This is a genomic window from Blautia sp. Sow4_E7 (assembly GCF_052116245.1).
Lineage (GTDB): Bacteria > Bacillota > Clostridia > Lachnospirales > Lachnospiraceae > Blautia_A.
The window spans coordinates 1-16079 of the sequence record NZ_JBQKLL010000004.1; the positions used below are offsets into that span (position 1 = coordinate 1).

General features: G+C 45.0%; 11 protein-coding genes. 2 read left to right on the forward strand and 9 right to left on the reverse strand.

Features of this window, described 5'->3' with window-relative positions; all coding sequences use genetic code 11:
• Positions 1–437: 437 nt before the first annotated feature.
• Positions 438–719, reverse strand: a complete 282-nt coding sequence (gene spoIIID, locus ACTQ50_RS03865; RefSeq protein ID WP_441483045.1) for a sporulation transcriptional regulator SpoIIID — start codon at positions 717–719, stop codon at positions 438–440.
• A 148-nt stretch (positions 720–867) separates the two neighbouring features.
• On the opposite strand from spoIIID, the gene ACTQ50_RS03870 reads away from it, so the two are divergent.
• Both ACTQ50_RS03870 and ACTQ50_RS03875 read left to right on the forward strand, forming a co-directional pair.
• Positions 868–2676, forward strand: coding sequence for an alpha-amylase family glycosyl hydrolase (locus tag ACTQ50_RS03870; protein WP_441483046.1), 1809 nt, complete (start codon positions 868–870; stop codon positions 2674–2676).
• Positions 2677–2940: 264 nt separating this feature from the next.
• On the forward strand, positions 2941–4575 hold the full coding sequence (locus ACTQ50_RS03875; RefSeq protein WP_441483047.1) for a hypothetical protein: 1635 nt from the start codon (positions 2941–2943) through the stop codon (positions 4573–4575).
• Positions 4576–4799: 224 nt separating this feature from the next.
• Here the strand turns inward: ACTQ50_RS03875 and ACTQ50_RS03880 are convergent, their stop codons facing one another.
• From ACTQ50_RS03880 to ACTQ50_RS03915, 8 genes are all read right to left on the reverse strand, one after another.
• Positions 4800–5489, reverse strand: a complete 690-nt coding sequence (locus ACTQ50_RS03880) for a DNA alkylation repair protein (protein ID WP_441483048.1) — start codon at positions 5487–5489, stop codon at positions 4800–4802.
• Positions 5490–5629: 140 nt separating this feature from the next.
• Positions 5630–5929: a hypothetical protein gene (locus ACTQ50_RS03885; RefSeq protein WP_118583740.1), complete on the reverse strand. Its 300-nt coding sequence runs from the start codon at positions 5927–5929 to the stop codon at positions 5630–5632.
• Positions 5930–6002: 73 nt separating this feature from the next.
• Positions 6003–7352 (reverse strand): Wadjet anti-phage system protein JetD domain-containing protein, encoded by a 1350-nt coding sequence (locus ACTQ50_RS03890; RefSeq protein ID WP_441483049.1) that lies wholly within the window; start codon positions 7350–7352, stop codon positions 6003–6005.
• Entirely contained in the window at positions 7342–10677 is a 3336-nt protein-coding gene (locus tag ACTQ50_RS03895; RefSeq protein WP_441483050.1) for an ATP-binding protein, read from the reverse strand. Before ACTQ50_RS03895 ends, ACTQ50_RS03890 begins: the two co-directional genes overlap by 11 nt.
• Positions 10646–11263, reverse strand: coding sequence for a DUF4194 domain-containing protein (locus ACTQ50_RS03900; RefSeq protein ID WP_441483051.1), 618 nt, complete (start codon positions 11261–11263; stop codon positions 10646–10648). Before ACTQ50_RS03900 ends, ACTQ50_RS03895 begins: the two co-directional genes overlap by 32 nt.
• Positions 11223–12641: a Wadjet anti-phage system protein JetA family protein gene (locus tag ACTQ50_RS03905; protein WP_441483052.1), complete on the reverse strand. Its 1419-nt coding sequence runs from the start codon at positions 12639–12641 to the stop codon at positions 11223–11225. The genes ACTQ50_RS03900 and ACTQ50_RS03905 overlap by 41 nt, the downstream gene beginning before the upstream one ends.
• Positions 12642–12749: 108 nt before the next feature.
• Positions 12750–13550: a TraX family protein gene (locus ACTQ50_RS03910; protein ID WP_441483053.1), complete on the reverse strand. Its 801-nt coding sequence runs from the start codon at positions 13548–13550 to the stop codon at positions 12750–12752.
• A complete protein-coding gene (locus ACTQ50_RS03915) occupies positions 13547–16024 on the reverse strand; it encodes a transglutaminase domain-containing protein (protein WP_441483054.1) in 2478 nt (825 codons plus the stop codon). The genes ACTQ50_RS03910 and ACTQ50_RS03915 overlap by 4 nt, the downstream gene beginning before the upstream one ends.
• Positions 16025–16079: the final 55 nt, after the last annotated feature.

The window sequence follows — 16079 nt, forward strand, 5'->3', positions numbered from 1 at the left end:
AAGTGTTTGATGTACTCAAGACAACCAACTAGCTTAGTTATCTCTCGTCATTACTGTTTTTAAAGTTCATTCTCTTTGAATGATAATTGTAAAAGAAATTTTCGAGAATCGTATGTGTTTCACTGTTTAGTTATCAAGGTTGTTTCGCTGTCAGCTCTTTGCGACAGCTTGTTTACTTTATCATATCTTCCAGATCTTGTCAAGAACTTTTTTCAAAAGTTTTTGAGATCTTTCAGACCGTATCTAAAGTTGTTTGTTTCTGTCGTTCTGTTCAAGCGACTTGATTACTTTACCACAAGTTCAGTCGATTATCAACAGTTAATTTGAATTTTCTGAAAACCAATTTATTTTTCAGTATTTCAGAAGCAATTCCTTGCGACAGCTTGTTTATATTACCACTGCCGCAAGTAGAAGTCAAGCACTTTTTACAAAAACTTTTATATTTTTTTGTGCAGGTCGTTTTCCAGCATATGTTGGTGCAAATACTTCTCCCTGGTAGCCAGACCACCCCGGATATGCCGTTCCGATTTGTTTACCTCCAACACTGCCCTGGCCTGACTTGCCAATACCGGATTCAAACTTGCCAGCCGCGTTGTAACGTCCTTGTGCACTGTGGACTTGGATATTCCAAACTTCTTCGCAGTCTGCCTCACCGTTGCTTTTGTTTCAATAATATAATTTCCAATCTCAACCGCCCGCTCTTCAATATACTCTTTCAAAGAAACGCCTCCGAAGACGCTGTTTTTACAATGTATGCGAAGGCGTTTTTATAATATGAACGTTTTTATATGGAATAAGCTCCCAAAATCTGCTATTATAGAAGACGTTAAACGTACAAATTAATTTCAAACAACAGAGGTGTTAGACATGAGTTGGTATAACGAGGCAGTTTTTTATCACATTTATCCATTGGGTTTGACTGGTGCGCCGAAGCAGAATGAATATGAGGAGCCGGTTCACAGGTTGAATACGCTTCTTCCATGGATCGACCATATTAAGGAGATCGGATGCACAGCTTTATATATTGGTCCTTTATTTGAAAGTGTGGGACATGGTTATGAAACTACTGATTATAGGAAGCTTGACTCCCGTCTGGGGGACAACGAGGATCTGAAGAACTTTGTTGCAGTCTGCCACGAGAAAGGAATCAAAGTCATTCTTGATGGTGTATTCAACCACACTGGACGTGACTTTTTCGCATTCAAAGATATTCAGGAAAAGCGCCAGAATTCACCTTATGTAAACTGGTATTGTAACGTAAACTTCTCAGGAAACACAGAATACAACGATGGTTTTTCCTATGAAAACTGGGGCGGATATAATCTTCTGGTTAAATTAAACCAGCGCAATCCGGACGTGCAGAACTATATCTGCGACGTAATCCGTTTCTGGGTTTCTGAATTTGACGTAGATGGTATCCGTCTGGATGCAGCCGACGTTCTGGACTTCGATTTTATGAAACAGCTCCGCCGCACAGCTGAGGAAGTGAAGCCGGATTTCTGGCTGATGGGCGAGGTAATCCACGGCGATTACAGCCGCTGGGTAAATGGAAGCACGCTTCACAGTGTTACAAACTATGCCCTTCACAAAGCGCTTTACAGCGGACACAATGACCACAACTATTTCGAAATCGCACATACAGTAAAATACCTGCAGAACATGGGTGATCTTGACCTTTATAATTTTGTGGACAACCATGACGTGGAGCGTATTTATACCAAGATTTCCAATAAGGCGCATTTTGCCCCGGTTCATGTGCTTCTTTACACTCTTCCGGGTGTTCCCAGCATTTATTATGGTTCTGAGTTTGGGATTGAGGGACGCAAGGAGAGAACCTCAGATGACAGCTTAAGACCAGCCCTGAATCTTGCTGATTATGCTGACGCAGTGGAGAAAAATCCTTGCACAGCTCTTGTTGCCGCTCTTGGAAAAGTACGCCAGAATACACCGGCACTTAATTATGGAAGCTATGCAGAGCTTATGCTCACCAACCGCCAGTACGCTTTTGCCCGTGATCTGGATGGAGTTCGCGTGATCGTCACCGTAAATAATGATGACAATGCCGCTTCTATGGATCTGACTGCCGGAAATGCAGCTGAATATGTAGGTACCCTGACTGGGGAAAAAGTTTCTGTAGAAAATGGACGCATTCATGTGACAGTTGCTGGAAACAGCGGCAATATCTGGGTTCCGGCGGGAGATATGCCAGAGTACAAACCGGTAGAAATGAATGCAAAAATGCCTGAAACTGCCGATAAAGCATCTGAGGCAGATAAAGCAGATCAGGCAAAAGAAGAAGCTGCTGCCACTGTCGCAGAACAGAACGTTGCACCCTCTTCCCAGACACAGGAAAATACTGCAAAAGCTGACAGTATAATTGAAACAGTTGCAACAACTACCGTAAATAGCTCTGACACCACAGTAAGTTCTTCCGAAAAAGCAGTTGATGATACAGCAGCTAATACCGTTGCTGCCGCAGACACTTCTGCTTCTGAAAAAGCTGAAGTCACTGTAGACTGGTCCAAGTCCCCAGATGACATGACCGTTGAAGAACTCCAGGCTGGAATCCTTGCAAAAATGGCAAACAACGGTCCAGTAACCGACCAGATGAAGAAAACTGTTTACGACAACATTTGGCATGATTCTCTGGTGAACTGGCTGAAGAGCTTCCGCTAACCCCTGATTTTTCTTTAAATATTTTACCAAAATCTTAAAAAGATAATAGATACTCTAAAAAGCATTACTGCACAAAGATAATCTTTCGCAAAATATTTTCACGCGCAAGGTTAGCAGTAATGCTTTTTCTATTTCTGCACACTTCATTCTTTATGCCTGCATTTCATTCCTTATGCTTGCATTTCATTCCCTGAAAGCATAAAAATCACTCACTTTATGGTAAAATAATTATATGACACACTACTTACGAAGGAGGATTTGTACATGAAGAAAAAGCAGTTTTTTTATACGTTTGCAGCAGGAATTTTTGCAGCAACAATGTTGGCAGGCTGGATGTTTTCCAGTTCTTTTTCAGTAAAAGCAGACGAACAGACAGGAGAAATTTCAAACTCCGCTTCTACTGATAACGTTAGTAACGAGCAAGCTGCTTCTGACAGTCAGGACGAAAATGCAGCCCAGCTCCAGCAACTTTTAGAAGAGGATGGCTTCTACGTACAGCAGGGTTCTTTCTATGAATTGGATACTATAAAAGAAGCTTCCGCCGGCCGTCTTCTCAGCTGTTTTGGAAATAATGCAGGCTCTTCTTATATGGTTTTCAACCTTCCTGCAGCACCGGAGCAGGACAATGCCAAGGGAAATCCTGACTACAACTGGCCAGACGATCCTTCCACATTATACGACGATCCGGATATAGAAAATGCTCCCGCCAATCCCTATTTTGCCCCTGGCGGATGGCAGTACAAACTGAAACAGGACGAGGCGATCGTGCTGATCACACAGCTTCCGCCTGAATGCAAATACTATTCTTTCATCAATTATATTATGTTTACAGAGCAAAAAACGGGAAAAGATTATACCAATGAGAAAGCTTTTTTCAGCGCAGGAAATGAGGAAACAGGTCTGTATCATCCCATTTTCGGATCCATTGGAGACTCTGTAAATATGGTAAATATCAAGCATAATGGTGACAGTGCATATGGCTCAGAAGCGGTGATCGTGATCAGTTCCAACCAGTCTGTAACTGACAAAGTAACTGCTCAGCTGACTGCTGCAGGCTATGATGAAAGCATGATAAATGTTATGCCAATTCCTGCTGATACCTATAATATGGGACTTCAAAAAGGTGCTGATACCTTCAGTTTCCTTGGCCGAATTTCTCAGCCGTCAGACCAGGACGCTTATACTGACTACACAGAAAATCTGACTGCAAATTCCGTTGTTTATCGTGTTACTCCCAAAGAAGAGATCGAAGCAGCACCTTATGAGAATGCAGTTCTCACTGCCCGCGGCACTGGCGAACATGAAATTTCCAAATTAAAAAATGGCAGCCAGCATCTGGATAGCATCCGGAAAACGATCATTTCCCAGTATGAAGATGAGTACGACTATGAAGAATTAAGCACTGATATTGCGGTTCCGGAAGGGCTTACCGCTTACCTGAATGACCGCAATGCCCTGGGTGACAACCGTGATACAGCTTATGTGATGACAAAGGATTTTACCTTAAATTCTGATGATGATTTTATTGTTGTTTATGGTGTAAATCACACGCAGACAGAAAAAGCATTATACTCCAATGCAGTCCTCTATGCCCGCCCTATGCTCAACGGCGTGTGCAGTGTGTATGACTCCCTTTTCCCAGGCAGTGCAGACTCTTATCTTGAGGATAATTGTGGAGATGCAGATGATTATTATGTGTATAAAATGGCACGTACACAGATGGATGATTACACTGCTTTGATTGAATATTCTACTGGAAATGAGAAGGGAAAATTCTATGGTGTAGACAATGGAGATACGCTTCTGCTGGCGTTCCGCGCATATATGGACGAGACCAATGTTGGAGCTTCCTATTACGAAATTGTGTATGACAGAGCGATTGTATTCCACAAGAAATAACCATTAACTCTACCAGTTTCCAACAGATCCAGGGTTCTATATGCAATTGCTTAGCTGGGACAAATAAATTACAAAATGCCAGAATGAAAAGCGCTCTATCCTCACGATAAAGCTTTTCATTCTGGCATTTTCTTACCATATTTAAAAATGTTTTTACAAAATATACTGCAATAAGCACCAGATTACAGTAAGGTATGATTTTCAAGTTCTACCCCTGCCAAATCCTATTTCTGTCTAAAACTCTTCAGATATTCCTTCTGTTCAGGCGTGATCCGGTAGCTTTCTACGGCTTTCTGGATTGTCTTTCTGTGTACCCAGTCTGACAGTCTGTGCTGCTCAATATAGGGAACTGCAGCGTCCCACTGCTTGGCCAGTGCGGTGGCAAAATACCAGGCAATCATCATGTTTACATAATATTCCTGAGACTGCACGCCAGCCACCATTTTAAGATATTCCGGGGAAAAATCCTCGTCCAGAAACAGACGCATAAGCATGCCGATTCCGTAGCGGATGGTGTAGGTTTCACTTGAGACGAGCCACTTTCGAACCTCCGCTAATACTGCCTCTTTGTTCTTGCGGAAGCACTTTGGTTCTGGGAAATCACAGGTCGCCCAGTTGTCGATATAGGGAAGGAACCTTTGTACTTCTTCCATACATTTCGGATAGTCTTTTATCCCGGTGATCAACATCATGTGGAGGTTATTTTCCTCATAAAACTGATGAGGAAGCTGTCGCAAAAAGGACTCCGCTTCGGAAGTTTTCGCAAACTCTTTTGCGAACTTTCGAAGGATCGGAACCCGGATTCCAATGACTGTTTCCTTATCTGTTTCAGGCATTAATTTGCTGTGGAAATCGCGGTATTTTATATCCTGTAATTCGAATAACTGCTTCTGCAGCCTAGTTAACTCTGCCATATATACTCCCTATTTTCCAGCCCATAACAGACATTTCCCTCTATTTTTTCAACTGTTGCCGTTTTAGTTTACATAATGTTTCGCGCAATACTTTCGGCTTAACGCCAAACACTCATAGTTAATATCAACTGTTTCCAATTCTATTCAGCTTTTTCTGCTGCCTCCAGGCTTGCCATAAGAAGCTCATAGAAGTCATCTTCCCCCTCCAGCTTCGGGGAGTTTTCTCCGCCGCCATTGGTGCTGCGGCGCATGGTGGCATAGAAATCTTCTCCGGCGGATACCAGGTCCATTTCATACAATTCATAGCCAAGTTCCCTGCATAATCTGCAAAAAACAGTGAGAGGATCCTTTTCCAAACGGGTTGCCAAAAGCTTTCTTCGAAGTTCACCATCTTTCAGTGCATCACCTTGCAGACGGTCCAGAATTTCCAATGTTGTCATATGCGGTACCTCCTTTTTTGCAGCTGTGCTCACAGAAGGCTGTTGTGAACTCTACTCACCAGAAGCATTCTTCTCAGACATGCTGGCATTCCTGTTCCAGCTTCAGCTGTGTTATTTTCATATATTTTAATACCTCAGCTATCTGTGCGCAACTGTTAATTTCAGGATTTTCCTGCAATTTTTCCAGCATTTTATCCAGGCGCTTATTGTCATTTTCCGTCAGTTTTTTGCTGTACTTTTCGTACTTTTTAAGCTCCGGGATTCCCATGTGGTACAACTGAAATGGGATATTTGTTTTCCTGCAAAGATCCAGGTAGATTTCAAATCCGCCCACATCAATGTCTCCGAAATGAAAATATTCTGCCTGTGGAAGCTGCTTATAAATCATCTGTAAAAGCCTGCGCCGCACCTGGTTGTGGTAGCCGCCAAGATAGATCAGAATGCTCTCTGGTTCACTCCAACGGTAAAATGTGGTTAGGTTTTCTATGGTGATTATCCTTTTCACATTGGAAATACCGGTCAGCGCCAGCGTATTAATGTCCTCTCCTGAAATTCCAATTCCCTGCTGCAAAGCTGCAAGATCAATCTGGAATCCGGAAGTATTTTGCAGTCTGTTTTGAGAGCCGTCACCGCATGGATTATGGGATTCTGCGTCCAGTTCATTTTCCAGAAATATCCTATCCGAATCTGTCTTCTGCATGTTCTGTACCAGGCAGCCGCAGCCTTTCAAATACACATAATTGGGCGTATGATAAATCTGATATTCTGACAGAATTTCATACACATCCATTTCCTCGTACCCAGAACCAAATCTGCGCAAAATTTTCCCGATCAGACCAAGCATGTTCTCAAATTTCTTGGAATCCCCTAGGTGATCGATGGAAAATTCACGGATATATACAGGCTTTTCATTCTGCTCGATTGCACACAGGGTATCAAGAAGTTCCCTTGTCTGAGCCGGTTCTGAAATATCGATATACTCTTTCACCGATTTTCCATCCTGAAAACGTTCAAGAATATATCTCAAAAACGCTCTGATTACGGTCTGTTCTTCAGTTTTGTTCAATTTCTGGTCGTATTCCCGCAAAACCGCTCTGGTCAGCTCTTCATTAACCGCCTTCGGCGTCCGGTGGAGATACTGATACACCTCTTCCACGGCCTCTTCCTTCAGGATCACATTCTCAATGATCGTCCCTGGCTTTCGGTTTTTCCACTGGATTTTCAGAAAACCACGCCGTTCCATATCCTCTGCCGCCACATGGATCTGCTCATAAACCATAGAGCTTTCATCAAAATATTCCGGCAGATTTCTCCTGGAAAAAGTCATGGAAACGTGGATCCGGACTTTATTTTTCCCGGAAGAAAGTAAGCTTTTTTCATAAGAATCCAGCAGATTTTTTAACAGCAGCTGGTCATACTGCATTGTGATATTCCTCCACATAGCTCCGCTTCTGGTCGGTCATTACCAGCATGATCTCATCCATGGAAGGTCCAATATACTGGATCTTATCCGGCGGAGCAGCAATGATCAGCTGAAGGGGAAGACGTCTCAGGAACTCCAGAACGCCGCCGATCCTTTCATCATCCATGTTGTTAAAGGCCTCATCAAACAACACCAGGCCTGCTGCCTCGCCCCCGATATTGTTGCTGTAAAGCTGCACAAAAGAGGCTGCCACTGTCACATAAAACGGAGTCTGTGTCTCGCCGCCGCTCTTCTCCTCGCATACCTTGGAGTAGTAAGAATAGGTACCGTCATTGTGTATAATCTTAATGTCATAATCCATGTAGGTACGGTAATCCGTAAACTCGTCAAGAGCCTGCGCACTGTTGTCTCTGCTTACCGAAAGCTGCTCAAACAGCTCCTCGATCACGTCCTTATGGGCCTCATGGAAAATTCCGGAAAACAGGGATTCGCCCTGTGTTACATTGAAATCATCCATGATCATCTCATAATAATTGCGGTATTTTTTGCTTGGCATAAACTGGAATTCATAACGTTCACTGCTGAAATCAATGCCCTTTAACGCCTTGTTCAGTTCCTTAAATTCACCCTGGGCAAGCTTCATATTCTCTTGTAGTTTTGCCAGGAACTGCTCATGAAACTCTGTTTCAGCTGCTTCACGGGCGGACTGCACTTTCTCTTCGTAATCGAGAAGTTCAGAGTTTTTCAGCCGTTCATACACAGCCTCAAATTCCGGGAACCCATCCAGACTGGCAGCTGCACCAAAATCATGCTCCGTCTTATATTCCACCATGGCATTTACCATATTATCCTTGGCATTCTGGCATCTGTCACTGTTGTATTTTCTCTTATTAGAGGGCTGCTTATAAAAATATTCACTCTGGAACTGCTCAATGGTTTTTCCGCCCATTGCTTTCTCATATTCCTGGTTCCAGGTATTTAAATGGTCTTTTGCCGCTGCACCAAGAGCAGTTACCTCGCTTTTTCCTGAAACCTGTTTTTCCAGAAGTGTCTGTTTTCTGGCAAGCAGATCCTGGATCCGGGTGCGCATTCCTCCGATTTTTTCTCTGTCAGAATTGATGGTGGAATCCAGGCCTCTAAGCACCTTTTCCAGTTCTTCCAGCTGAACCTGCTTCTGGATCAAGGTGGAGTTTTCTTTTAGTTTTCGAATATTTTCCTGGCATTTTTCAATGGATCTATTTACCATACGAAGGGTACTGATCACATCCAGGCGATACTTAATATCCACATCACATTCGGTAGAAAGAAGCCCCAGGATCTCTTTCATTCCAGCCAGCTGCTTCTCCTGGTTTTCCATTGTTTCACTTAGCTTCTGGAGTTCCTCCTCAGCCTGTACCAGCTGTACGGTAAAAGCATTTTTGCCAATAAACGGAACCCGGAACACCTCCGGTTTGATGGCACTTGCCACACGGTTCTGGTAACGCATACAACCCGTTGTAATGGAAATAGAATACTTTTTCAAATCCTCGTAGCGCTCACACATCTGCACTTTTCCAAGGATCATATTGCTGTACTGGCGGGCATATTTGTTCTGGGAGGTGACTGCCTCTGCCAAAGTCCCAGCAGGCGCGGTATTGTATTTTTCCAGATCTTTTGTGTTGATCAGACCCACTCCATAGACCTTTTTCTCTCTTCTTAAGCGGTCGTAAATACCAAGTGCAATGTCGAAATTCTCTGGTTCCACAAGCACGTAGAAACGCTGTGTATTCAGATAGCCTTCCACTGCATTTCGCCATTCTTCATCCTGGATCTCCAGCATTTCGCAGAGTACTCCAGGCTGGATTTCTCTTCCAAGAGCGGCAAACTCTTCCTGTACAGAGTCCAAAAGAAGCTCTACCCCAGATGGATAAGTCAGCTTTTTACGCTTCAGTTTATTGATCTTTTTGCTTAATTTTTCCCGTTCGGTATGGTTCTGGTTCAGCTGGATCTTCAGCTGCGCCTGCTCCTCCTGAAGCTCTCCATAGCGTTTTTGTTTGAAGTGGATCACCTCATCGGTAAGGCTCTTTATTTCAGCTATATTCACATCACCATCCAGGGTTTGAAGCTGTTTTCGGTATTCGCGGATACAGGAAACAAAATCCTCGCTGGTTCCATTTTCTGTATTTGTAGGCTGATTTGTTCCCATAGGAGCTGCGGCCGAATATCCAGAAGTGCTCCCTGTTCCCATAGCCTTCCATAAACTCTCACAATCCCTTGCCGCCTTGGCCACACTTTTCTTCAGTTCGGCCTCCTCAGCCATAGCACTCTGGCGTTTGTCCTGAAGTCTTTCCAGCTCTTTTTTCTCTTCCTCCAGCGCTACAAATTCCTGATTATGACGCAATTCCACCCGGATATTTGTTGCGATTTCCTGCTTTTCCCCGCGCTCTTTTTCAAGCATTTCCAACTGGGTTTTCGCCTGGGAAAGACGGATTTCCTCGCTCTTTTTCGCAGCCTCATTGCTTTTGATCTGGCTTTCTACCAGGTCTAGTTCGCTGCGCTTCAGGAAATATCCGTACATCCGGTCTTTCTCCATATGCTCCTGTACACGCTGGTAAAGAGCCTGGATATGCTCCAGCTTTTTCATTCTCTTTTTCACATTCTCAAGGGTACGTTCCATATCCTGATAGGTGCGTACGTTCTCCCGGAGTACGTCAATATTGACCTCTTTTTCGTCCAGAACATAGGAGTAAACAAAGTCCTTAATGTCGTCAATGGGCTTAAATGCAAGGGCCTTTGGAATCAGACGGAAGAACTTATCTTCGATTCTTCCAAGCCTTGCTGTGACCATTTTACGGGCTTCCACATTGGTCTTGCACCACTGGCGGATATCAATGTTGGAGCCACGGAATTCCGCAATGGATTTCACCTGGTTTCCATACAGGAAAAGGTCATCTGAGATCCTGGTATTCTCCATCAGATAGCGGACTGTGGTCTCCTGTCCCTCAGAAGCAGAGTCCACAACCGCACCAATAATAAAATATTTATCCTTGCTTTCCTCATAAAATTCCAGGGCAACATGAGCGCTGATCTCGCCGGTACGCTCGTAAGGCTGGTTTTCTTTTCCGGTTTTGCAGCGTATATAACCAGTCAGCTTTCGCTTGCCGTTCTCGTGAGCTGCCTTGTTAAAATAGCCGGTGGAACAAATGATCACAAACTGGATCGCGTCCAGAAGAGTGGATTTTCCAGCGCCGTTTTCACCGGATAAAAGAGTGGAATCTCCAAACTCTATGGTACAGTTATTAAACCTGTGCCAGTTAATCAGCTTCATCCTCGTCAGTTTCTTCATCGCTTTCGTTCTTTCCCTTTCTGTATGTCTCCAGCTTCTCATAAGCTGCCTTAATTTCTTCTGCACGTACCGCCATCAGGATGGAATCGTAGATCAGAACACGGGATTCTTCATCCCCCATATCCCGGTCCAGAAGCTCCACGATCTGGTATCTGCGGAACAGGCTCAGGGCGTTTCGCATGGTGGTTTTGTCTATGATCTTGTCGCGGATCTTCAGGCTGATAAACTTGTCCTGAATGTCGCCCAGGTTCACAATAACCTCTTCTATTGCGGAGAGTTCACGCTTCTTTTCGTCGTAAAGGATCCTCAGGATCAGCAGGATAATAGAGTCGTAAAGCTTCAGGTTCATCCGGTTGATTCCTCTTGGACTTGTCAGCTGGATCACTCCATATTCCTCATTTATTTCAAGGCGGTAGCCAAGAACGCCCAAATATTCTTTAAATTCTTTCCGGTATTTCAGCACAAAATAATAGTCTGCCTTGGTATTCTGGTTTCCTTTGCACAAAAAACAGGTTCCCAGAAGGCGGTTGCACACTCTGCCGAAATTATCCTTTTCTTTTTGCAGCATTCCTTCCAGATATTCCATTTTCTTTCCTCCGTATCCGAAAATCTTTGAAACGGTAGCCATTTACTTCCCGTTCTTCCAGTGTCTCTATTGTATATCCCATGTTCTTGCGCTGGCCGTAAAGGCGCACATAGATCAGTTTGATAAAATCGTCTTCATTATTAAGGGGAAGCTGGCTGGCTTCCAGTTCTTCTTTTCCTTCCAGGTGGCGATCCACGTAGGTCTGGATTTTTTCCACGCTGATCACCCGTTGGATCTTTTCTGCCATTTTCCGCATTTTTTCCCGGCGAAGCTCTTCGTCCGGTGATTCTTCATCCAGGCTGGCAGGGGTAAATTCTTTCTTTCCCTCTACTGCCAGGTACAGGGAGCTTTGTTCCAGAATGGAGCACTGGTAAATCCGCACCAGATCATCCAGAAAATCGATGCGGTAAATGCCGCCCAGGTCCATGTTTTCCCGGTTGATCTCTTCATTGATCCCCATGAGGATTTCTTTTAGCTGTCCACGCACATCCTCATTTCCTGCCAGGAGAAACTTGGCGCGGCCTATGGCAGCGCGCTGGTACTGGGTGTTTTTCTGGTTGATTTCCTGGAGGATATCGTCCATATTACGGAAGGCCTCAATAATTTCGTGAAGGTAGCGATAAGTCAGCTCCCGTGCGTCTTCCAGGGATACCTCACGGATGGCGGCGATTTCCGCAGATGCTTTTTCCAGAAACTCTTCGTTGTGGCTTCTTTCTTCCAGGCGTTCCGTAATTTCCGGACGGAACTTGGAAACATTGTCGGAGGTCAGCAGGCGGTGGTAGGCTTTGTCCACAATGTTGGTGATGTAGTCGTTAAACAGGGCGTCCATGATCTGGGCAACTGTGCTGTGCCGGGTGAGATCATCGATGTAGTGTTTGATGTTGGAGTTCAGGTTTTTCAGGCCTGTGATCAGGTAGTCGGTGTTTTCCCAGATCTGCATGAGCACGATACCTGGCTTGTCCATGGTGCCTTTTACCAGGCTGTAAATGGTGTAAATGTAGCCCTGGTATTCGATCTGTTTGCCGTCTGCGATGTCCAGGAGGGTTTTGATTATTTTGACCGCGTATTCTTTGAAGTTTACACGCTGTACGTAGCTTTTGTCGGTTTCTACTTCGATCCAGCCGTAGTATTCCAGGCGTCGCAGGATGCCGTTTGCCCGGCTTCGGCTGTCGTTTGCCTGAAATTCTTCTTCCACCAGCTGGGCTGCATTTTCCTGTTCAAAATAGAATTCCAGTTCGTCTACCAGCACTTCTCTTTCTACACCGAAGGAGAGCTGGTGTTCCATGATGGAAAAAAGACGGCTGATGCATTCCCAGTATACGATCCGGTTGGGGGAGGACAGGGGGACAAAAAAGTTGTCCGGGATTATGTGAAACATAGGGAGTGTCCTTTCTTTAAATGTAAAACAAGGGGCAAACTGCTTTGCCCCTGAAATCTTTCTTTATTTTAGCATAGTCGGTTTTATTGTACAAGGTTTTTGAACGCGCTACATGGCAATTCTCAATATACCTAATATTAGCAAATGCGCCGGATAGAAAATGTAGAAGAACCACTTGGAGAAGGTTCGGTGGTTTTCGGAGCGCTTTCCGTTGTAGAGATAGATGATGCAAAGGGCGGAGAGCAGGATTCCGGCGGTGGCGCCGAGGGACTGGATGACAGCCCTGGCAGGAGTGGTCTGCTCTATGTTTTCTACAAGGTTTAACAGACCAAAGAACAGCATTGCCTTTCCGAAAACTTTCCATAAAAGTTTTTTCCGGTCAGGATTCTGACTGCCGGCCAGATGGCTTTTCTGATCTGTATTCTCGCTGCCGGCTGGCAGCATTTTCCCCTGTGTGTCCCGGAAGCCGCAGCTTGCGAACCAGTAAGTGAAGATGGGGGCAAGGAGGGCCCAGTCGCTGTAGGCGGAGGCAAATATCAAGCCCCAGATGCAGAGTGTCTGCCGGGTGCCTGAAGTGATCTTTTCCATTGCATAGAGAATCAGAAAGCACAGAAAAAGGGTGAACAGCATGTTCATGTTTACGAAACTGATGGTTCCTTCTTCTGTAAATGCAAGGCAGAAGGGGATTTCGGAGATCAGGGCAAACAGCAGAAGCCGTTTGCCGTATTTCTCTTTGGAGTGGGTATAGCCGTAGCCTTCTACCAGGAAGTAGCACATGGTGATAGCGGTAAAGTAACCCACATCCACCATCACCTCGAAAAGAAGCGTGCCTGGTTCCAGGAAAATGTTTGCAATATGGTTTAATAGCATGGTAAACATGGCTGCATATTTAATCTGGTCCCGGTTCATGCCTCAAAAATCCTCATCAGCATATCCGCCATTCCCACAGAGTATCCAGCTGCTGCAAAAATGCCCTGGCAAGGGCCTTCGGTAATGACCATAAGCGGCAGCTTCTCGGAATCTACGTACATGCGGCGTGCAGTCATTTCTTTGTCCTTGCCGAAATCGTGGAAGTACACCTGAATTTCAGGGAACAGTTCCAGACATTTCGCCAGTGTAGCATTCTTTAAAGACTCTTCGCCACGAAGGATAAATATAACCTGTTTTTGGATTTTTTCATATTTTTCTTTTAAATCCATCATTTCATTGAGAATGTGCTCGGTAGGCTCGCGGCCCTCTTCCAGCCAGAAGAGGATGCTGCGTTCATCCATACCATTCTCACATTTGGCAGCGTCTCCGCTCCTTCTTCCCGTCAATTTGGATACCAGCACCTGATTTCCAGCCTGATCGGTCAGCCTGGAATCCGGAATGGAATGGCGGTTGAACATTTCCTCCAGACTGTACTCCCGGAGCTCCAGCTCTACTTTCTTCGTCTCATCTTTTTCAATATGAAAATCGTATCTTTTTCCCAGAATGTTTCCGTTTGGCAGACGGTTTCCAGTCAGGATCCGGTAATCTCCCGGCATGATATCCAGTTCCATTTTCCCATCTTCCCACTTGCGGTCACTGAAATCCAGGGTAAGGTATCCTCTTCCGTCTGTAACCGCAATGGTCCAGTTCTGGAAATAATTCCAGTCCTCTTTTTCCCCGGCGAAAACGGTAAGATGGGATTCCTTCCGGCTCTCTTCCAATACTGCTACAAACTTCATTCCATCCCAGTATTCAATGGCTCCGTCCGCAGGATTCAGGCGGGATGGGATTCCCAGGGTTCTGGCGATTGCCACGAAAAGCACCTTGTGGGATTTCTCTCCTGCAATTCCAAGCTCCAGTGCTGCCCCAGGAGTGGTGTAGGCAGTCAGGCGCTCTTTGTCATTGCGGACCGAAATGTTCTCTTCGATCCAGGTCCAGATGCTCTTTGGATCTGCTTCGAAAGCATCCCTCTGCTCCTTATCAAAATAGCCCAGGATCTTCTTTCTCCACTTGGTAAGGACCTCATTTTCCACACGGGGATTCCATACATATGGAATGTAAATCTCATCTGGATTAAATTCGCGATAAACAGAGGCCTCCTGATAATGGCCCTCCAACACTTCCGGAAAAGCATCTCTTCTGTCTTTCTCGGACAAAACAGCCATCATAGGCTCCACTTTCTCCATGGTATGTCCGAAAAGGCAGCGCTTCCACAGCGGCTGGAATTTCTCGATCTTACGGCGGCAGTGTTCTGCCTCAGCGGCGATCCGGCGGTTATTCTCTTCTTCCTGTTCTTTTGTGATATTCCAGCTTGTTCTGCCAGTATCCTCCGGTGCATTCATTTCAAAATCCACCCAAAGCTCATCCTCATATTCCTCACCAAGAGTACAGATAAAATGGTCGTCCTCTCTTGTGTCGATCACCTTTTCCCCGTAAGCACCATCATAAACGGCACAGATCAGCAGGCTTCCAAAACCGGTTTCAAAGGAAATACAGCCATTTTCGTCTGTTTCCATTATTGCGATCGGGGAAAATTCCCCATAGTTCATTACCTCAGCCCGTACTTTTGCCCCAGCTGCCGGGGTTCCATCCAGATCTTCCACAGTAATCGTGATCCATCTGGTTTTTGCATATTTGCCAAGAAGATTGATGATCCGGTTCATTCCGTCTTTTCCGATCACTTCTTCGTCTGGCATAGCACAGTCGTACCATCTGGAACCGATCATCATTGCCCTGGAGGCTGCATTGGTAAACCAGCCCTTGTCCAGAACGGCTTCTGGCTCACAGGCTCCCAGATAATGCCAGTCGCCATCGCACCAGACCTCTACCCAGGCGTGGTTGTCATCACAGTGGGACCATCTTGGCACATACACCGGTCTTGCTGGGATTCCGGCGCTTCGCATTACATTTACTACAAAGACGGCTTCCTCACCGCAGTGGCCAACACCGCTTCTGTAAATTTCCAGTGCGGAACCGGTACGCATATCCGTTCCCTGGTACATCACTTCTCCCGCACACCAGTGATTGATCTCCAGTGCAGCTTCCACCATGTTCTTACCCTGGATCTTATCCTTTATTTTTTCCCAGAAATAGGTACGGCATGGCTTGATCTCTTCATCATTTGTCCTGTGAAAAAGCACGTAATTCAGGAAATAAAGCTCCGGATAATTCTTTACATAAGGGGAATTTTCCCAGAGGTAGATTCCCTGCTGCACATAATCCAGATAAGTGTCAAAGGTATAGTTTCCCACATCGCTGTAGGGCATATTGCTGTACAGATATTTCATCCCGATCACAATATCCGGATTTAGTGCTTCCATTCTCTTCTTTATTTCTTCCGCCTTCTGGGGCAGTTCCCTTGAAAAATCTTCAAAGTCTTTTTCTATTCTGTCTCTGTTTTTTTCAAGAAACATGTTGTTCTCCTCATTATTTAAAACAAACTTGCGATTTCACTGTAAAATCGCAGTA

Bases quoted from the DNA above. Each gene is read 5' to 3' on its own strand.
- ACTQ50_RS03880 (WP_441483048.1), bottom strand. From the start codon at position 5,489: ATGGCAGAGTTAACTAGGCTGCAGAAGCAGTTATTCGAATTACAGGAT.
- ACTQ50_RS03910 (WP_441483053.1), bottom strand. From the start codon at position 13,550: ATGAACCGGGACCAGATTAAATATGCAGCCATGTTTACCATGCTATTA.
- ACTQ50_RS03870 (WP_441483046.1), top strand. From the start codon at position 868: ATGAGTTGGTATAACGAGGCAGTTTTTTATCACATTTATCCATTGGGT.
- ACTQ50_RS03885 (WP_118583740.1), bottom strand. From the start codon at position 5,929: ATGACAACATTGGAAATTCTGGACCGTCTGCAAGGTGATGCACTGAAA.
- ACTQ50_RS03875 (WP_441483047.1), top strand. From the start codon at position 2,941: ATGAAGAAAAAGCAGTTTTTTTATACGTTTGCAGCAGGAATTTTTGCA.
- ACTQ50_RS03890 (WP_441483049.1), bottom strand. From the start codon at position 7,352: ATGCAGTATGACCAGCTGCTGTTAAAAAATCTGCTGGATTCTTATGAA.
- ACTQ50_RS03905 (WP_441483052.1), bottom strand. From the start codon at position 12,641: ATGTTTCACATAATCCCGGACAACTTTTTTGTCCCCCTGTCCTCCCCC.
- ACTQ50_RS03900 (WP_441483051.1), bottom strand. From the start codon at position 11,263: ATGGAATATCTGGAAGGAATGCTGCAAAAAGAAAAGGATAATTTCGGC.
- ACTQ50_RS03915 (WP_441483054.1), bottom strand. From the start codon at position 16,024: ATGTTTCTTGAAAAAAACAGAGACAGAATAGAAAAAGACTTTGAAGAT.
- ACTQ50_RS03895 (WP_441483050.1), bottom strand. From the start codon at position 10,677: ATGAAGAAACTGACGAGGATGAAGCTGATTAACTGGCACAGGTTTAAT.